Consider the following 17,514-nt stretch of genomic DNA (forward strand, 5'->3'; position numbering starts at 1 on the left):
TCTTCACGCGAACCGGTGCCCGCTTCGCTTGAAAACGCTCTAAGCGGCGTGCGCAGGCGCTTTGTCCTCCGCCTTGAAATGGTCGATCATCACCTTGGCGATCGCCATCAGCGGCAGCGCCAGCGCCAGCCCCCAGACGCCGAACACGACGCCGAGCAGGATCTGGAACGCGAACAGCGTCGCCGGCGGGATATCGAGCGCCTGGCGCTGGATGATCGGCGTCAGCACGTAGCTTTCCAGCGCGTGCACGCCGAGGAACAGGATGAAGGCGGAGAGCGCCGCGATCCACCCGGTGGCAAGGCTTGCCAGCACCACGATCAATCCGCCGAGGATCGCGCCGACCGTCGGGATGAAGGCGAGCAGGCCGGCCTGGATGCCGAGGATGAACGAACTCGGGATGCCGATGATCGCGAGTCCGATCCAGGTGACGAGAAACACCGCGGCCATGGTGATGATCTGCGCGATCAGCCAACGCTCGAGCGTATCGCCGATCCGGTCGACGATGACGGTCGCCTGCGCGCGGTACTTGGCCGGGGCGATGAACAACAGCCCGGCGCGATAGATGCTCGGCTGGGCGGCGAAGGCCAGGCCCAGGAACAGCACGATGAAGAAGTTGCCGACGACGCTGACGGTGCCGAGCAGCACCTTCAACGTCTGGCTGATGATGGCTCCGCCGCTCGAGGCCAGCGTGCCGGCGCCCGGCAGGCCGTGCGACGAGGACGCCGCGGGCGCCGTCGTTGTCGGTGCCGTCGCTGCGGCCGTGCCCTCGGGCTTGGCTTCGCCTGCCGCATTGGTGAAGTCGAGATAGCTGGTATCGACGCCGTGCTGCTCGAGGAACTCCTTCACGCTGCCGAGTTGTGACTTGATGGTGTTGCTCAACACCGTCGCCTGCTGCGCGATCGTGGTGCCGCCAAGGAACACGATGCCGGAGAGCATGCCCGCCAGCGCAAGACACACGAGCGCGAGCCGCAGCGCGTGGGGCAGCCCGGTCAGGCGGCCGAGCAGGGTGGTCATCGCGTTCAGTCCGACGCCGAGCAGCATGCCCGCGAACAGCAGGAACAGCGTCGCGGCGAAATGCCAGGCGAACGTCAACAGCGCCGCGAACAGCACCGCGCCGATGCCGCCGACGGCAATCGCCCATGCCATGTCGTTGCGGGCCTGCAGGCGATTGTCAGCCGGATTTGTCACGGGTGATTCCCCTCGCGCCGATGTGCAAAGCAGTCTTTGGCGAAATCGTCGCCAGGATCAAGCGGCCGGACTGGGCCGGTTTGACGCTGATCTGCCGCGACCGGCACCGGAGCAGGGCGGGGACGGAGCCCGCGTCCTCGGCTGGCCGGCGTGGCCGGAGGCGCCCCTCCGCGGCCGGCTTTGTGCAGGGCTGCAACCGTCCTGTGCAGTTATAGGCAGTTGATCCGGTGGGAACTGGAAGGCATGATTGCCTCGGAATCGTAGCAAACTTAGAATAATCATTGCGCGAGACGTAGATAATGAGACGGCCCGTGGTTGGCGTGATCGGAAACGCCCATCGCATCGAGAATCGTTTCACAGTCCAGATGGTTGGGGAGCGCAACCTTCGCGCGGTTGCCGAAGTGTCCGGTGCGGTACCCCTGATGTTCGCGGGAACCCCCGAAATCACCGATGTCGCAGCACTGCTCGATGTGGTCGACGGCGTGGTCCTGACCGGGGCACGCGCCAACGTCCACCCGACCCGCTTCAATACCGAACCTTGCGCGGCCCACGAACCTTACGACATTCACCGCGACGACGTTGCGCTGGCACTGTCCGAGGCCTGCGTCGCGCGCGGCGTGCCGATCTTCGGCATCTGCCGTGGCCTGCAGGAAATGAATGTCGCCTTCGGCGGCTCGCTGCATCCGGAGATCCGCGAGATCCCCGGCCGCATGAACCATCGCATGCCGCGGCTGGAGAACGGCGAGATCCACCCCGATCCCACGGTTGTGTTCGCCGATCGTCACGACGTCACGCTGACCCCGGGGGGCGCCTTCGCGAAAATCCTCGGATGCGAGACCATCCGCGTCAACTCGCTGCACGGGCAGGGCATCCTGGAGCCCGGCAAGCGCGTCGTGATCGAGGGCATCGCCGAGGACGGCACCATCGAGGCGATCCGCATCGCCGATGCGCCCGGCTTTGCGCTCGGCGTGCAATGGCACGCCGAATACGATCCGCAGCGCAATCCGATCAACCGCGCGCTGTTCGAGGCCTTTGGCGACGCGCTGCGCGAGCGGCGCCGGGCGGCGTAACGACGGCTGTCCGCACAGCAGCCACTGATGTCGTCCCTGATTTTGCGGGACGACACCGGGCCTGTGACGCGCTCCAACACCAAACGCCGTATTGCGAGGAGCGGTAGCAGCGACTTGTCCGCCGAAGCCTCGGCGGAGGCGGAAGCAATCCATCGCTCCGCCGTCATACCCCGCGCATGCGGGGTATCCAGTACGCTGCGGCCTCTCGGATCAATCACTGCTGCCTCTGGAATACTGGATCGCCCGCTTTCGCGGGCGATGACAGTCGTGGAGATATGGCTTCGCGTTCTCGCGACGCAAATCGTCCGAGCTTTGCATGTCGTTCCGCCCTCGTCGATCAGAGGGCGCAGGGAAAGCCGGGTGCCGATCGCACCCATGGGTCCCGCGTAGTAAAAAACGCGGGAGGTAGGACCACAGGTGAAACCGGAGCAATCCCGGCTTTCCCTGCGCGATGGGTTACGGCTTATACGTGCTCGCCCCGGCGAGACTGGGCTTTGTTGTCACCGTCTTTGCAAAAGCGCTTCGCGCTTTGCAAGGAGACACCTGCCACTAGGTGTGGAGCCTCAAGAGGTTGTTCCCGGTTAATCCGAGCCTGCTGATCGGCGGCTTTGAGCCGATACTGCCATGAGGACGATGCCAGTTGTAGCGGTGAAGCCATCGTGGCAGCTCCGCGGCTCTTTCTGTTGAGGTGTTGTAGGCCTGCGCGTAGGCCCATTCTCGCAGGCTGGTCTGAATGAAGCGTTCGGCCTTGCCATTGGTTTTGGGCGTATAGGGCTTGGTGCGGATGTGCTTGAGGCCGAGGCGCTGACATGCCTTTCGGAAGGCGGCGGATTTGTAGCACGCGCCGTTGTCGGTCATGACGCGCTCGACCTTCACGCCCAGGCTCACGTAGTAGGCCACCGCCGCCTTGAGGAAGGCGACGGCACAGCCCTTTCGCGCGTTCTTCATGACCTGGCTGAAGGCGATCCGCGACGCATCGTCGATGCAAACATGGACGTATTCCCAACCTGGTCCTTGACGGCGAGAACGCAGGTTGCTCGCCCCACGTCGATCGCCGGTGATCCGATGGCCGATCCGATTGAACTTGCCGAGCTTTTTGATGTCGATGTGGATCAGCTCACCAGGATGCTGGCGCTCATAGCGCCGGATCGGCTCAGCCGGCTCCAGCGCAGCCAGCCGGTTCAAACCGAGCCGGCGCAGGATCCGGCTGACGGTTGCTGCTGAGACCCCGACCTCGCGCGCGATCTGCTTGCCGGTGTGGCGCTGCCGGCGGAACGTCTCGACAGCGGCGCATGTGGCGGCCGGGGTTTGGCTTGGCAAGGAATGCGGCCGTGAGGACCGATCCTGCAAACCATCGACGCCTTCTGCGCGGAAGCGCTTGACCCATTTGGCGACTGTCTTCGCCGTAACATTGAATTGGCGCGCGGCGGCGGCCTTCGTCAGGCCGCTCTCGATCACGCTCCGCGCCATCGCCGCTCGACCTTTTGGCGTCAAAGGCGCATTCTTGTGGATGTTCATCTGGTCTCTCCGGGGAACCCTGAAGCGTCGCAGCCTCAGCTTCCTCGGTTCAGACCAGATGGACAACCTCCTGAAAGCTCACAACTAGGGCGTCAGGCCTGCACGACTTCACCGTCCGCTATCTGCCACGCTCGTCAGCCGTGACAGCGGCGTCCACCGCATCTCGACCCAACACTCGTGACGATCGCGAAGCGCCCCTCAAGCGGGTGAGACGGGCGATTCATACACGGAATTTTACTTCTGGAAAACAGAAATATTTTGCGCGCAAGGGCTTGCGCCGTCGGGCAAATCAGTGGCATGGGCGCGGCAAAACGACGCCAGGCCCGGACCGGCGTACCGCGACGGACGCCGGGAATGAAGCGCGCAGTGCGCCGATCATGGTGAGGGTGCGAAGCCACGGACCGCCGGAGAGGACAAGCCTCCTTGGCATGTTGCATTCCGTCGGGAGAGGCCCATGGCCGGATCGATCGCGATCGGCCTGCTCGCAATGCCTGCCGCCGCTCATGAGAGCGCCAGCGCCAAGCGATATACCGTGATGAGAGGCAAGGCGTCCTTGTCCGGCAGTGACTGGACTTGCGGCCATGCCCGTATCCAGAGCCCGCACGCATTGTTCTCCACGCCGCCCCGCGATGTCTGCGATCACGGCGACAATGCGATGATCTGCTGAAGCAGGCTGCGCAGAAGGGAGATTGCTCAACTGCTCGCGAGAGAAGTCGCATCACACATGATGAACTCGCGGTTACGGCGATCCAGGATCGTGGGCACGGCACATCGGCAGGCCAAGGCGGAAATCTCCTTTGGGTTACCGATGGCGATCGGGCCGGCTGCGTTGAATAACGATCTGTTCCGGCCTAGACTGCATGCCGCTGCGACCGTACCAATCGACACCGGGAATATGCCCTCCGTAATTTTACGGATGTGGAATTGGCGGAGCGTCCGACCGAACTCGGATGAGCAGCACGACGGAAGGTCACCGGATATTGCCCGGCGCCGACGGTCCCTTGCCGATATACTGCCTTCCTTTCCTCTTTCCGGTGCGGCGGATCACGATGAGTTGGTTGGGATGAATTTGGCGGGCCGACTGGCGCTCGGGACGATGCTCCCCGTCGTCGTGACCCTGCTCGCCGTGGGGTTCATCCACGGCGTGGCGTCACCGGGCCTGCTGGCGGCAGGCGCGGTCGGGGTGGCCCTGGCGCTGGTGATGGCCGTCATGATCGGCAGGTCGCTGTCGACGCCGCTCGCCCAGGTGGCGTGGACGGTCGAGCGACTGTCTCGCGGCGAGACAGTGCCGATGCCGTCGCGCGGCGACCGGGAAACTGCCAGGGGCGCACTCGCCGAGCTGTCCGCGAAATTGGGCACCCGGCAGAGCCTGCTGGAGAAGACCGTCGAAAGCATCGGCGATCCCGTGGTGGTTGTCGATCAGCGCGGGGCGGTCGTGATCATCAACGCTGCTGCGCGGCGGTTGCTCGGCGTCGATCCAGGTTTCAACATCCTGACCGGAGTCCGGACCTTCCAGTGCTATTGCGCCGACGGCAAGACCGCGATGCCGATTGCGGAGATGCCGCTGGCGCGCGCGCTGCGCGGCGAAGAGGTCGACGATCTCGAGCTGGTTGTGCAGCCCAGGCCATCAGAGCAGGGCGTGCGCCTGCTGGCCAATGCCCGGCCGTTGCGCGACGACGCCGGCAAGCTTCGGGGCGCCGTCACGGTGCTCCACGACATCACCGCACGGCGACGGGCGCATCAGGCACTGGTCGAGAGCGAGCAGATGGCGCAGGCCATCGTCAAGACTGCGCTCGACGCGTTCGTCCAGACCGACCAGGACGGCATCGTCCTCGACTGGAGCTCGCAGGCGGAAGCGCTGACGGGGTGGTCGCGATCGGATGCGGTCGGCCGCAAGCTCGTGGAGCTGGTGTTTCCGGAAGAGCTGCGGGACGCGCATCGGCAGCGGATCGCCCGCTTCCTGCAGGAGATCGCAGCCGGCGGCATGGGCATGCGCTACGAGTCTGAGGCGCTGCACCGGGACGGTCACCGGTTCTTCGTCGAGGTGTCGCTGAGCGCGCTGCACCGCGGCGATGGCTACATCATCAACGCTTTCGTGCGTGACGTCACGCAGCGGCGCACGGCACAGGAGCAGTTGATCCAGGCGCAGAAGATGGAGGCGGTCGGGAAGTTGACCGGCGGCATCGCGCACGACTTCAACAACATGCTGACGGTGATCACCGGTACGATCGAGATCCTCGCCGATGGCGTCAAGGACGCGCCGCACCTGGCCTCGATCGCCAAGCTGATCAGCGACGCCGCCGATCGCGGCGCCCAGCTGACGGCGAGCCTGCTGGCGTTCGCCCGCAAGCAGCCGCTGCAACCCGCCGAGACCGACGTCAACCGCCTGATTGGCGAGGTGGTGCGGCTGTTGTCGCAGACGCTGGGCTCGCGGATCGAGATCAGGACGGAGCTTGCCCGCGACGCGTGGCTCGCGTTCGTCGACCGCGGCCAGCTCAGCGCCGCGCTGGTCAACCTCGCGATCAACGCGCGCGATGCGATGCCGGACGGCGGAACGCTGACATTTGCCACCCGCAACATCCAGCTCGGCATTCCCGACGCAGTGGCGCGCGGCGTCGAGCGGGCCGGCGACCACCTTGTGATCGAGGTGACCGATACCGGTGTCGGGATTTCGCCGACGCATCTGGAGAAGATCTTCGATCCGTTCTTCTCCACCAAGGAGGTGGGGCAGGGCACCGGGCTCGGGCTCAGCATGGTGTTCGGCTTCGCCAAGCAGACCGGAGGCGGCATCGAGGCGCTGAGCGAGGAGGGGCAGGGCGCCACCTTCAGGATCTACCTGCCCAAGGCCGACGGAATTGCGCCCCTTCCGGTCGAAGAGACCGATCAGCCGCTCCGCGGCGGCGACGAGACCATCCTGTGCGTCGAGGACGACGACAAGATCCGGGAATACGTCACGGGGCAGCTCGAGAGCCTGGGCTACAAGGTGCTCGTCGCGGCCAATGCGGACGCCGCGCTCGATATCGTCAATCGCGGTGCTGCGTTCGATCTCCTGTTCACCGACATCGTGATGCCAGGCCGCATGAACGGGCGGCAGTTGGCCGAGACCCTGATGACGGGGCGGCCGACGCTGCGCGTGCTGTTGACGTCGGGCTACAGCGACGGTGCGCTGCCTGCGCAGGCGCGTCCCGGCCACGGCATTCCGCTGCTGACAAAGCCCTACCGGCGCGCCGAGCTTGCGCGGATGCTGCGGCGCTGCCTCGATCTGGCGGTCGACGTGCAAGGCGATCCGGTTCCGCTGCCTTACTCCGTGCAACCCGATCTCGAGCGCTTCCTGCGCGAAAATCCACCCGACAAAACGTAGTCCGGCGCGCTGTTGAGGCGATCCACGCGGAAATCGCTGCACACTGCCATCGATCATGATCTATCATCGCCGCACAACAATGGCGCGGCCGATGAACGGCCCGAATTCAGGGAGTGTCGAATGCAGGACCGCAAATGGTCGAGACGCGACTGGCTCAAGGCGACGGCGGCAACGGCGGCCGGCATGGTGTTCGCGGAGCCCTTGAAGGCGGCCGCGCCGCCGGCAGCGGCGGTGACGCCGGAGCTGATCGCCGCAGCGCAGAAGGAGGGCAAGGTCTCGTACTACAGTGCGCTGGAATTGAACACGGCCGAACGCCTCGCGCGGGCATTCGAGCAAAAATATCCGGGCATCAGCGTCCGCGTCGAGCGCTCCGGCGCCGAGCGCATCTTCCAGCGCATCGCCCAGGAGCAGGGCAGCGGCATCAACGCGGTCGACGTCGCCAACTCCACAGATCCCGCGCATTATCTCGACTGGAAGAAGAACGGCTGGCTCGCGGCCTATCTGCCCGAGGATGTCGCGAAGCATTATCCGGCCGACCAGATCGATCCTGACGGGACCTATGCGACATCCTGCGCGTGGTTCGAGGTGATCGGCTACAACACCGAGCAGGTGAAGCCGGAGGAGGCACCGAGGAGCTATGCCGATCTGCTCGATCCGAAATGGCGCGGCAAGCTCGTCAAGGCCCACCCCAGCTACTCTGGCGCGATCCTGACTGCGACCTTCGTGCTGGCGCGCGACCTCGGCTGGCCGTATCTGGAGAAGCTCGCCCAGCAGCGGGTGATGCAGGTGCAGTCGGCGGCCGATCCGCCGAAGAAGATCCTGCTCGGCGAGCGCGCGGTGATGGCCGACGGCAACGACTACAACCTCGTTCTGGCCAAGGAACAGGGCAAGCCGGTCGAGGTGGTGTATCCGGCCGAGGGCGCTCCGCTGATCATCGTGCCGAGCGGCATCTTCAAGAGCGCGCCGAACCCGAATGCGGCGAAGCTGTTCCAGAACTTCTTCTTCAGCGCCGAGACCCAGCAGATGCTGGCCGACGAGTTTGCCCACCGCTCGTTCCATGCGCAGGTGAAGGAGAAGGCCGGGCACGTGCCGCTCGACAAGCTGAAGCTGCTCAAGGCCGATCCGGCCGAGGTGCAGACGCAGAGCGAGCAGATCAAGGCGCGTTACGCGAAGCTGTTCCGGGTGTAATTCAACCCGTAGGATGGGTAGAGCGCAGCGAAACCCATCGTTCTCGCAAGGTCTGACAGGATGGGTATCGCTTCGCTCCACCCATCCTACGGATCGCGCGCAATGGCGACATCCCACTCCAAAACAAAAGGCGCTTCCGACGGAAGCGCCTTTCGCATCTCTGAGGCTGTGACGGCTTACAGCGAGTAATACATCTCGAACTCGACCGGGTGCGGGGTCATTTCGAAGCGGGCGACCTCGGTCATCTTCAGCTCGATATAGGCGTCGATGAAGTCGTCGTCGAACACGCCGCCGTTCTTGAGGAACGCGCGGTCCTTGTCGAGGTTCTCCAGCGCCTCGCGCAAGCTGCCGCAGACCGTCGGGATCTGCTTCAGCTCTTCCTTCGGCAGGTCGTACAGGTCCTTGTCCATCGCCGGACCCGGATCGATCTTGCTCTTGATGCCGTCGAGACCGGCCATCAGCATCGCGGCGAAGCCGAGATAGGGGTTGGCCATCGGGTCGGGGAAGCGCACCTCGACGCGCTTGGCTTTCGGGTTCGCCGTGTAGGGGATGCGGCAGGACGCCGAACGGTTGCGCGCGGAATAGGCGAGCAGCACCGGCGCCTCATAGCCCGGGACCAGGCGCTTGTAGGAGTTGGTCGACGGGTTGGTGAAGGCGTTGATGGCCTTGGCGTGCTTGATGATGCCGCCGATGTAGTGCAGGCAGGTTTCCGACAGGTCGGCATATTTGTTGCCGGCGAAGGTCGGCTTGCCGTCCTTCCAGATCGACTGGTGGACGTGCATGCCCGAGCCGTTGTCGCCATAGACCGGCTTCGGCATGAAGGTGGCGGTCTTGCCGTAGATGTGCGCGACCTGATGGATGCAGTACTTGTAGATCTGCATCTGGTCGGCCATCAGCGTCAGCGTGTCGAACTTCATGCCGAGCTCGTGCTGGGCCGACGCCACCTCGTGGTGGTGCTTCTCGACCTTGACGCCCATCTTGGCCATGGCGCCGAGCATCTCGGAGCGCATGTCCTGCACCGAGTCCTGCGGCGGCACCGGGAAATAGCCGGCCTTGGTGCGGATGCGGTGGCCGAGGTTGCCGCCCTCATATTCGGTGGCCGAGTTGATCGGCAGCTCCGAGGAGTCGAGCTTGAAGCCGGTGTTGTAGGGCTCGGCCGAATAGCGCACGTCGTCGAACACGAAGAACTCGGCCTCGGGACCGACGAACACAGTATCGCCCACGCCCATCGACTTCACCATCGCTTCCGCCTTCTTGGCGATGCCGCGGGGGTCGCGGTTATAGGGCTCGCCGGTGGTCGGCTCGAGCACGTCGCAGGTGATGACCATGGTGGTCTCGGCGAAGAACGGGTCGATCGTCGCGGTGACCGGGTCTGGCATCAGGCACATGTCGGATTCGTTGATCGCCTTCCAGCCGGCGATCGAGGAGCCGTCGAACATCTGACCTTCGGCAAAGGTATCCTCTTCGATCATGCTGACATCGAAGGTCACATGCTGCCATTTGCCACGCGGATCGGTGAAGCGCAGGTCGACGTATTTGACGTCGTTGTCCTTGATCATCTTCAGGACGTCTTTGGCGGTCTTCATGAATACCCCTTATGGATGTGCGGGTCGGTTCCAGCGATCGGCGACGTTATTCCCGCTTTTGGCGAGTTGCTGTGACCACTCAAACGAAATCAGGCTGCCGAAGCAGCCTTTTTTCTCTTTTGGGGTCGCAGAATCCGGATAGCATCGGGCTCAAATAGCGTCCAGCCCGGATTCGCCGGTCCGGATGCGGATGGCTTCCTCGATGTTGGAGACGAAGATTTTGCCGTCGCCGATGCGACCGGTCTGGGCCGCGCGGCGGATCGCGTCGATCGCTTTCTCGACCAGGTCGTCGCCGATCACGATCTCGATCTTCACCTTGGGCAGGAAGTCGACGATGTATTCCGCACCGCGATAGAGCTCGGCGTGACCCTTCTGCCGCCCGAAACCCTTGGCCTCGGTGACGGTGATGCCTTGCAGTCCGACCTCCTGGAGCGCCTCCTTCACCTCGTCGAGCTTGAAGGGCTTGATGATGGCTTCAATCTTTTTCACTGAGCGCCTCCCGGGCATTGCAGATTGCAGGGTCGTCTTCGATGCGCATGGGGCGCAATCTGGTCGAGTCTTAAGGCTTCCGGCGCCGGGCCGGAAACACGCACAATGGTCGCACAACGTGCCATTGCGAGCGGCTTCCTCAAAAGCAGGGTCTATGCCAGTTTGTCAGGGGCCCCGATTTCGGAACGTTATCAGCCTTTTAACAGGCAATCGGATGATATCGAACCACAATGGGCATGATATCCAAGCCTATCGAATAGGCAACCTGACCAATATGTGTGCAATCGGTCGGTCAAAACCCTGCGAACGCGACAGGAAATGCCTCTCGAAAAGGCGAAGAGATTGAGGATTCGGCATGGACGTTCTGACCACCACCGAGATGGAGCGCGCCGACCGGCTGACCATCGCAGCCGGCACGCCCGGCTTCGCCTTGATGATGAGCGCGGGCCAGGCGGTTGCCGAGGCGGCGATGGACCTGGTCGAGGAGGGGCCGATCGTCGTGGTCGCCGGTCGCGGCAACAATGGCGGCGACGGGTTCGTCGCGGCCGCAGAGCTTGCGGCGCGTGGCCGCGAGGTCTCGGTCATCCTGCTCTGCGAGCGCGACAGCCTGCAGGGCGATGCCGCGCTGGCAGCGAAGGGCTGGAAATATCCGGTGCTGCCGTTCAACCCGCAGGCGCTGGGCATCGGCAAGCCGGCGCTGATCATCGACGCGCTGTTCGGCGCCGGCCTCAACCGGCCGGTGAAGGGCGACCCGCTGGAGATGATCGCGGCGATCAACGCCAACGGCGCGCCGGTGCTGGCGGTCGACCTGCCGAGCGGCATCAACGGCACCACCGGCGCGGTGATGGGCGCCGCGGTGCAGGCGACCGAGACCGTGACCTTCTTCCGCAAGAAGCCCGGCCATCTGCTGCTGCCGGGACGGATGCATTGCGGCCGCGTGCGCGTCGCCGATATCGGCATCGATCCGCAGGTACTGGACGAGATCAAGCCGCTGACCGCCGAGAACCTGCCGCAGGCCTGGCGACGGTCGTTTCCGGTGCCGCGGATGGACGGCCACAAATATGCGCGAGGGCATGCCGTGGTGGTGTCGGGCGATATCGCCTCGACCGGCGCGGCCCGGCTCGCCGCGCGCGGGGCGCTGCGCGCCGGCGCCGGCCTGGTGACGCTGGCCTCCCCGCGCGACGCGCTGGCCGTCAATGCCGCGGCGCTGACCGCCGTGATGGTGCGCGCGGTCGACAATCCGATCCAGTTCGCCGAACTGCTCGGCGACAAGAGGCTCAATGCCTGCGTGATCGGCCCCGGCGTCGGCGTCAATGCGCGTACGCGTGACTTCGTCCACAGCGCGCTGTCGGCGCGGCGGCACCTGGTGCTCGACGCCGACGCGCTGACGAGCTTTGCGGATGCGCCGGACCGGCTGTTCGAGGCGATCAAGGCCTCCGACGGCCAGCAGGTTGTGCTGACGCCGCATGAGGGCGAGTTCCCGCGGCTGTTCAGCGACATCTCCAACAAGTATCCCGGCCGCTCCAAGCTCGAGCGCGTGCGCGCCGCGGCCGAGCGGGCCGGCGCCGTGGTACTGCTGAAGGGCGCGGACACGGTGGTTGCATCGCCCGACGGCCGCGCCACCATCGCCGCCAATGCGCCACCCTGGCTCGCCACCGCCGGTGCCGGCGACGTGCTGTCCGGCATCATCGCAGGCTTCCTGGCGCAGGGCGTGCCGGCGTTCGAGGCCGCCAGCATCGGGGTGTGGATGCACGGCGAGGGCGCTGGCGAGGCCGGGCCCGGCCTGATCGCGGAGGATCTGACCGAGGTGCTGCCCGCGGTGTTTCGCCGGATCTACGACGAGTTCGGGATTGAATATTAGACCGCTCGCGCTCGCCGACATGGACGCGGCCGCGCGCTCGGGACGTTAATTTAGCTCACCAGGTACTTCGCCACCGCGGGCTCGTTCCATTCTATGCCGAGGCCGGGACCGCGCGCGGTGACCGCGCCGTCGACGATCTCGGCAGGGTTTGCCAGGATCGTGCCGGCGAAGTCGAGGAATTCGAGCCAATGCGCGGTCGGCGTCACCGCGAGCAGATGCGCGCTGACCTCCGCGAACAGGTGGCTCGACATCGGGACCGAGGCGGCGTCGGCCTGACCTGCGACCTGCAGCCAGCCGGTGACGCCGCCGACCTTCATCACGTCGGGCATGATGAAGTCGGAGGCGCCGGCCGCGATCGCCTCGGCAAAGCCGCGCGGAAACCACCAGTTCTCGCCGGCCTGGATCGGCGTCGGCGAGGTCTCGCGGACCTTGGCGTGGCCGGAGAGGTTTTCCTGCGGCACCGGCTCCTCGATCCAGTGCAGGTCGTAGGGCGCGAGCCGCGCGATGCGGCGCGTCGCTTCCGCCGGATCGAGCGACTGGTTGAAGTCGATCATCAGCGCGACGTCGGGGCCGAGCAGGGCGCGCACGCCCTTGACCACGCGCTCGTCATTGGCGGCATCTCCATCGCCACCCTTGATCTTGATGCCCCTGAAGCCCTGGTCGAGCGAGCGGCGCAGCGCGCGCTCATCCGCGACCGGATCGACCGCGCCATAGCTGTCATAGGCCTTGATCGGCTTGGTCGACCCGCCGAGCAACTCGACCAGCGGCCGGCCGGCGAGTTGCCCGAGCACGTCCCAATAGGCCATGTCGAGGCCAGACACCGCCATGCCGACGAGGCCCTGCCAGCCGAGCAGCCGAAACTTGGCGTCCATCGCCTTCATCAGCTCGAACGGCGCGACCGGCTTGCCGATGAGATCGCGGCCGATCTCCTCGATCAGGTAGCAGAGAGGTTTAAGCGTGAGCTTGCTGTAGGCGAAGATGTAGGCGCGGCCGGTAACGTCCTGATCGGTCTCGACATCGATCAGGACCAGCGGACCGGAATCGATCACGCCGAAGGCGTTCTTCACAGGACGCTTGAGCGGCACCATGACGCTTCGCGCACGGACTCCGCGAATCGCGGCAACTGTCTGACTCATGGTCGTTTCCCCCCTTGATCTTATTGCACACTGTACCATCGGAGCAGTCGCGGCGCGGCCCAATCGGCGGCGGTGGCCTCGATCAGATAGCGTCCCGGGTATTCGGCGAGGAAGGCGATCCGCTGGGTCTGGCCGGGCTCGATCGCGAGCGTGTCGAGCCAGAACGGTTTCCAGCCGTCGTCCAGCCGATCCAGCAGCCGGAAATGATGGCCGTGCAGGTGGAATACGGTGGTCCTCGCGGCGCGGTTGGTCAGCGCCAGCACGACGGGCCGGCCGGTCTTCGCCTGAAAGGCGGGGGCAGCGGATGGCTTGAAGTCGGCCGGCCGGACCCAATCGGCCGGAGTGCCGAGCGCAAGCTCGACCCGCTGGGCGTTCTTGAGATCGATCTGCGCCGGCAGGTCGTTGCCTGGGAGCGGCGGGGCGGGCGGAAACGGCGCGGAGCGGACCGGCGGCTCTGCCGAGATGGTCAACTTGCCGACCGGATGGGCCTGTTGACCGTCGTGGAGCAGGATCGGGAAGCTCGTTCCGGCGGGCCCGACTGCATCGACGAAGACGTCGGTGCGATTTCCCGGGGCTAGCACCAGGGCACCGTTGCGGGCCGGGAACGGTTCGGCCGGCTGGCCGTCGATCCCCATCACCCTGACCTCGAGGTTCTCCAGCTTGACCGCCAGCACGTTGCGCGGGCTTCCGTTAATAAAGCGAAGTCTGAGACGGGCATTGGAGGGGGCGGAGATATCGAATGAGGTTTGGCCGTTAACTGTATGAATTAACGTCGTATCCTTTGGATCCGTCCCGGGCGCGATCGCTGTCCCATCCTGACGCAGCCGCCATTCCTCGATCAGCAGGACGTGGTCGCGATCGACAGCGACCGGCGAGCTGCTGTCGACAATCAGGGCGCGTGGCCGCGCCGGCGCGGGGGCACCGTCGCCAAGCAGGCCTGCGTCGCAGAGGAAGGTTCCAGTGTGCCGGAGCGCGAGCTGGAAGGTATCCTTTGCGCCTGCCGGGAGTGAGGCCCGGGACGTCAGCGGCTCGGCCGCCGGCACGCCGTCGAGCCCGCGGCAATCGAGCGCCGCCGGCACCAGTAGCTCGTTGCTGAAGGAGACATCGAGCACTTCGCCGCGCTTGAAGCGGAGGTCTCCATTGCCAAGCGACCAGACCGTGGTCTCCGGCCCTCCGGGACGCAGCGAGATGCGGTCCGCCCGGGCCTGAAGCGCGACGGCCGTGCGGCCTTGCGCCGCGCCGGTGGCGGGCAAGATCGGGCACAGCGCCGCGGCGCCGAGGAGGGTCGTCAGGCGGCGTCGGGTGAGAGGGAATTCGGGGCTTGCCATTGGGCCGATGCGGACCATTTTCAACTCAGTCTGTCCAGCCGCAATGGGTCGCACGCGGCGATGCAAAAGCGCCCATTTTTTTGCTGCGAACCGGCGGGCGCGTGGTATAAGCCCGGCCGCCCGCGGCATCGCGGTCGGATGGGATGCTTTTCACGCGGGCGTGGCGGAACTGGTAGACGCGCTGGATTTAGGTTCCAGTGACGAAAGTTGTGGGGGTTCGAGTCCCTCCGCCCGCACCAAGCGCTTACAGCGTTTGCATGACGATTCCTTGGAGAACCTTGAGCCTTCAGAGGGCCGCGGGTTCACCGAACCACCGGCGTCAGGCTGCGAGGCCGCGTCGACTTGATTGAACACAGCCACGGCCGCGAGGTCCGTGGCCGAAAGCGGAAGAAGATTGATACCATGCAGGTCACCGAGACCCTCAACGAGGGACTGAAGCACGAATTCAAGATCAGCGTTCCCGCATCCGATCTCGATGCCAAGGCGGACGCCAAGCTGGTCGACCTCAAGGACAAGGTCCGTCTCAACGGCTTCCGCCCAGGCAAGGTGCCGGTCGCGCATCTGAAGAAGATCTATGGCCGCTCGGTGATGGCCGAGACCATCGACCAGACCATCAGCGACACCAACCGGAAGATCTTTGAAGATCGCGGCTTCCGCCTCGCGGGCGAGCCGAAGATCACGATGCCGACCGAGAAGAACGAGGTCGACGATCTGCTCACGGGCAAGACCGACCTGACCTACACGGTCGCGATCGAAGTCGTGCCGCCGATCCAGCTCGCCGACTTCAAGACCTTCTCGGTCGAGAAGCCGGTGGTCGATGTCGCCGACGCCGACGTCGACGACGCCATCAACCGCATCGCCGAAGGCAGCCGTCCCTACAACGCCAAGGCCGAGGGTGCGAAGGCGGAGAAGGGCGACCGCATCACCATCAACTTCAAGGGCACCATCAACGGCGAAGCCTTCGAGGGCGGCACCGGTGAAGGCATCCAGGTCGTGATCGGCGCCGGCCAGTTCATCCCGGGCTTCGAGGACCAGTTGATCGGCATCGGCGCCAACGAGACCCGCACGCTGAAAGTCTCCTTCCCGAAGAACTATCTGAACGACAAGCTCGCCGGCCAACCGGCCGAGTTCGAGACCACCGCGACCCTGATCGAGGCGCCCGGCGAGACCAAGATCGACGACGACTTCGCCAAGACGCTCGGCCTGGAGTCGCTGGACAAGCTGAAGGAGTTGATGCGCGAGCGCCTGAAGGGCGAATTCGCCGGCGCCACCCGCCAGCGCGTCAAGCGCGCGCTGCTCGACCGCCTCGACGAGAGCCACAAGTTCGAGGCGCCGCCGTCGCTGGTCGAGGAAGAGTTCAACCTGATGTGGAACTCGATCAAGGCCGAGATGGACTCGTCCGGCAAGACCTTCGCCGACGAGAACACCACCGAGGAGGCGGCCAAGGAGGAGTACCACAAGATCGCCGACCGCAGGGTCCGCCTCGGCCTCGTGCTGTCGGAGATCGGCGAGAAGAACAAGATCACCGTGACCGACGACGAGGTCTCGCGCGCCGTGATCGAGCGCGCGCGCCAGGTGCCCGGCCGCGAGAAGGAAGTCTGGGACTACTACCGCAGCAACGCCCAGGCGCTGGCCCAGCTCCGTGCCCCGATCTACGAGGACAAGGTCGTCGACTTCATCCTGGAGCTCGCCAACGTGACCGAAAAGAAGGTCACCAAGGAAGAGCTGTTCAAGGACGAGGACGCCGAGAAGACTGCCGCTTAGACTGCTTGAATTTGAGCATGATCTCCGCGCAAACGCGGTCCGCGTTTGTCGCGATGGAAAACCGGTTTCCACTTTTCCGGATCCTGCTCCGGCACCTGGCGTTAATGATGAATGGCGAAAGCGCGCTGGCGACGGGTCCCCGTCGCTAGGCGCGGTCGCTCGAATCAGCTTGAACTTCGACCTGCCCAGGTGGCTAGTATCGTGTCGGTCTTGTCGGCCGGAAATTGGCCTATATCTGGGTTAAGCTGAAGTTCTGCATCACCCCTAACCCCCTGGGTCTTCCCATGCGCGATCCCGTTGAAACCTACATGAACCTTGTGCCGATGGTCGTCGAGCAGACCAATCGCGGCGAACGCGCCTACGACATCTTCTCGCGCCTCTTGAAGGAGCGCATCATCTTCGTCACTGGTCCGGTCGAAGACGGCATGTCGACGCTAATCGTGGCGCAGCTGCTGTTCCTCGAGGCCGAGAACCCGAAGAAGGAAATCTCGATGTACATCAACTCGCCGGGCGGGGTGGTGACGTCGGGTCTTGCGATCTACGACACGATGCAGTTCATCCGTCCGCCGGTGTCGACGCTGTGCACCGGGCAGGCGGCCTCGATGGGCTCGCTGCTGCTTGCGGCCGGCGAGAAGGACATGCGCTTCACGCTGCCGAATTCGCGCATCATGGTCCACCAGCCCTCGGGCGGTTTCCAGGGCCAGGCCACCGACATTATGCTGCACGCGCAGGAGATCCTGAATCTCAAGAAGCGCCTCAACGAGATCTATGTGAAGCACACCGGCCAGGCGTACAAGGCGATCGAGGAAGCGCTCGAGCGTGACAAGTTCCTCACGGCCGAGGATGCGAAGGCGTTCGGTCTCGTCGACAAGGTCATCGACAAGCGTCCGGACGACCCGGCCACCGCGAAGGCCGCGTAAGTCAGGGCAGGCATCCGCTGGCGTCGGTGTGATTTCCACATTGACGCCTCACATAAGCGGCAAACACGATGGCGGACCCGCCCGCGGGTGCGGGTGCACGGGCAA

Annotated in this window: 13 protein-coding genes and 1 tRNA gene; 8 read left to right on the top strand and 6 right to left on the bottom strand. The window is 64.9% G+C overall.

Annotation, left to right across the window (positions count from 1 at the left end):
- Nucleotides 1–39: 39 nt before the first annotated feature.
- Nucleotides 40–1,188, bottom strand: a complete 1,149-nt coding sequence (locus tag MTX23_RS16475) for an AI-2E family transporter (RefSeq protein WP_280977725.1) — start codon at nt 1,186–1,188, stop codon at nt 40–42.
- Between the two features lie 299 nt (nt 1,189–1,487).
- On the opposite strand from MTX23_RS16475, the gene MTX23_RS16480 reads away from it, so the two are divergent.
- The gene (locus MTX23_RS16480) at nt 1,488–2,258 is read left to right on the top strand and encodes a gamma-glutamyl-gamma-aminobutyrate hydrolase family protein (protein ID WP_280977726.1); all 771 of its coding nucleotides are present in this window, start codon (nt 1,488–1,490) and stop codon (nt 2,256–2,258) included.
- Between the two features lie 549 nt (nt 2,259–2,807).
- On the opposite strand, the gene MTX23_RS16485 is transcribed toward MTX23_RS16480, so the two are convergent.
- Nucleotides 2,808–3,776 (bottom strand): IS481 family transposase, encoded by a 969-nt coding sequence (locus tag MTX23_RS16485; RefSeq protein ID WP_280972113.1) that lies wholly within the window; start codon nt 3,774–3,776, stop codon nt 2,808–2,810.
- 454 nt (nt 3,777–4,230) lie between these two features.
- Between MTX23_RS16485 and MTX23_RS16490 the strand changes: the two genes are divergently transcribed.
- The 3 genes from MTX23_RS16490 to MTX23_RS16500 all read left to right on the top strand — a co-directional run bounded on the left by MTX23_RS16490 (nt 4,231) and on the right by MTX23_RS16500 (nt 8,325).
- The gene (locus MTX23_RS16490) at nt 4,231–4,443 is read left to right on the top strand and encodes a hypothetical protein (protein ID WP_280977727.1); all 213 of its coding nucleotides are present in this window, start codon (nt 4,231–4,233) and stop codon (nt 4,441–4,443) included.
- Between the two features lie 396 nt (nt 4,444–4,839).
- Complete coding sequence (locus tag MTX23_RS16495) at nt 4,840–7,137, top strand: PAS domain-containing sensor histidine kinase (RefSeq protein WP_280977728.1); 2,298 nt, start codon at nt 4,840–4,842, stop codon at nt 7,135–7,137.
- 120 nt (nt 7,138–7,257) lie between these two features.
- Nucleotides 7,258–8,325 carry an extracellular solute-binding protein gene (locus MTX23_RS16500; protein WP_280977729.1) on the top strand — a complete coding sequence of 356 codons (1,068 nt, stop codon included), beginning with the start codon at nt 7,258–7,260 and terminating at the stop codon, nt 8,323–8,325.
- Nucleotides 8,326–8,501: 176 nt separating this feature from the next.
- On the opposite strand, the gene glnA is transcribed toward MTX23_RS16500, so the two are convergent.
- Nucleotides 8,502–9,911 carry a type I glutamate--ammonia ligase gene (gene glnA, locus MTX23_RS16505; RefSeq protein WP_280977730.1) on the bottom strand — a complete coding sequence of 470 codons (1,410 nt, stop codon included), beginning with the start codon at nt 9,909–9,911 and terminating at the stop codon, nt 8,502–8,504.
- A 150-nt stretch (nt 9,912–10,061) separates the two neighbouring features.
- Nucleotides 10,062–10,400, bottom strand: coding sequence for a P-II family nitrogen regulator (locus MTX23_RS16510; protein ID WP_011441447.1), 339 nt, complete (start codon nt 10,398–10,400; stop codon nt 10,062–10,064).
- Nucleotides 10,401–10,755: 355 nt separating this feature from the next.
- On the opposite strand from MTX23_RS16510, the gene MTX23_RS16515 reads away from it, so the two are divergent.
- On the top strand, nt 10,756–12,261 hold the full coding sequence (locus tag MTX23_RS16515) for an NAD(P)H-hydrate dehydratase (RefSeq protein ID WP_280977731.1): 1,506 nt from the start codon (nt 10,756–10,758) through the stop codon (nt 12,259–12,261).
- Between the two features lie 50 nt (nt 12,262–12,311).
- On the opposite strand, the gene MTX23_RS16520 is transcribed toward MTX23_RS16515, so the two are convergent.
- Together MTX23_RS16520 and MTX23_RS16525 are read right to left on the bottom strand one after the other, a co-directional pair.
- Nucleotides 12,312–13,397, bottom strand: a complete 1,086-nt coding sequence (locus MTX23_RS16520) for an enolase C-terminal domain-like protein (protein WP_280977732.1) — start codon at nt 13,395–13,397, stop codon at nt 12,312–12,314.
- A gap of 20 nt (nt 13,398–13,417) precedes the next feature.
- Nucleotides 13,418–14,743 (bottom strand): multicopper oxidase domain-containing protein, encoded by a 1,326-nt coding sequence (locus MTX23_RS16525; RefSeq protein ID WP_280977733.1) that lies wholly within the window; start codon nt 14,741–14,743, stop codon nt 13,418–13,420.
- A gap of 136 nt (nt 14,744–14,879) precedes the next feature.
- Here MTX23_RS16525 and MTX23_RS16530 point away from each other — a divergent pair.
- From MTX23_RS16530 to MTX23_RS16540, 3 genes are all read left to right on the top strand, one after another.
- Nucleotides 14,880–14,964 (top strand) — tRNA-Leu (locus MTX23_RS16530).
- A gap of 163 nt (nt 14,965–15,127) precedes the next feature.
- Nucleotides 15,128–16,489, top strand: coding sequence for a trigger factor (gene tig / locus MTX23_RS16535; protein ID WP_280977734.1), 1,362 nt, complete (start codon nt 15,128–15,130; stop codon nt 16,487–16,489).
- 284 nt (nt 16,490–16,773) lie between these two features.
- Nucleotides 16,774–17,409 (top strand): ATP-dependent Clp protease proteolytic subunit, encoded by a 636-nt coding sequence (locus tag MTX23_RS16540; RefSeq protein ID WP_280977735.1) that lies wholly within the window; start codon nt 16,774–16,776, stop codon nt 17,407–17,409.
- The last annotated feature ends 105 nt before the right edge of the window (nt 17,410–17,514 follow it).

The organism is Bradyrhizobium sp. ISRA436, from assembly GCF_029910015.1.
Classification (GTDB): Bacteria; Pseudomonadota; Alphaproteobacteria; order Rhizobiales; family Xanthobacteraceae; genus Bradyrhizobium.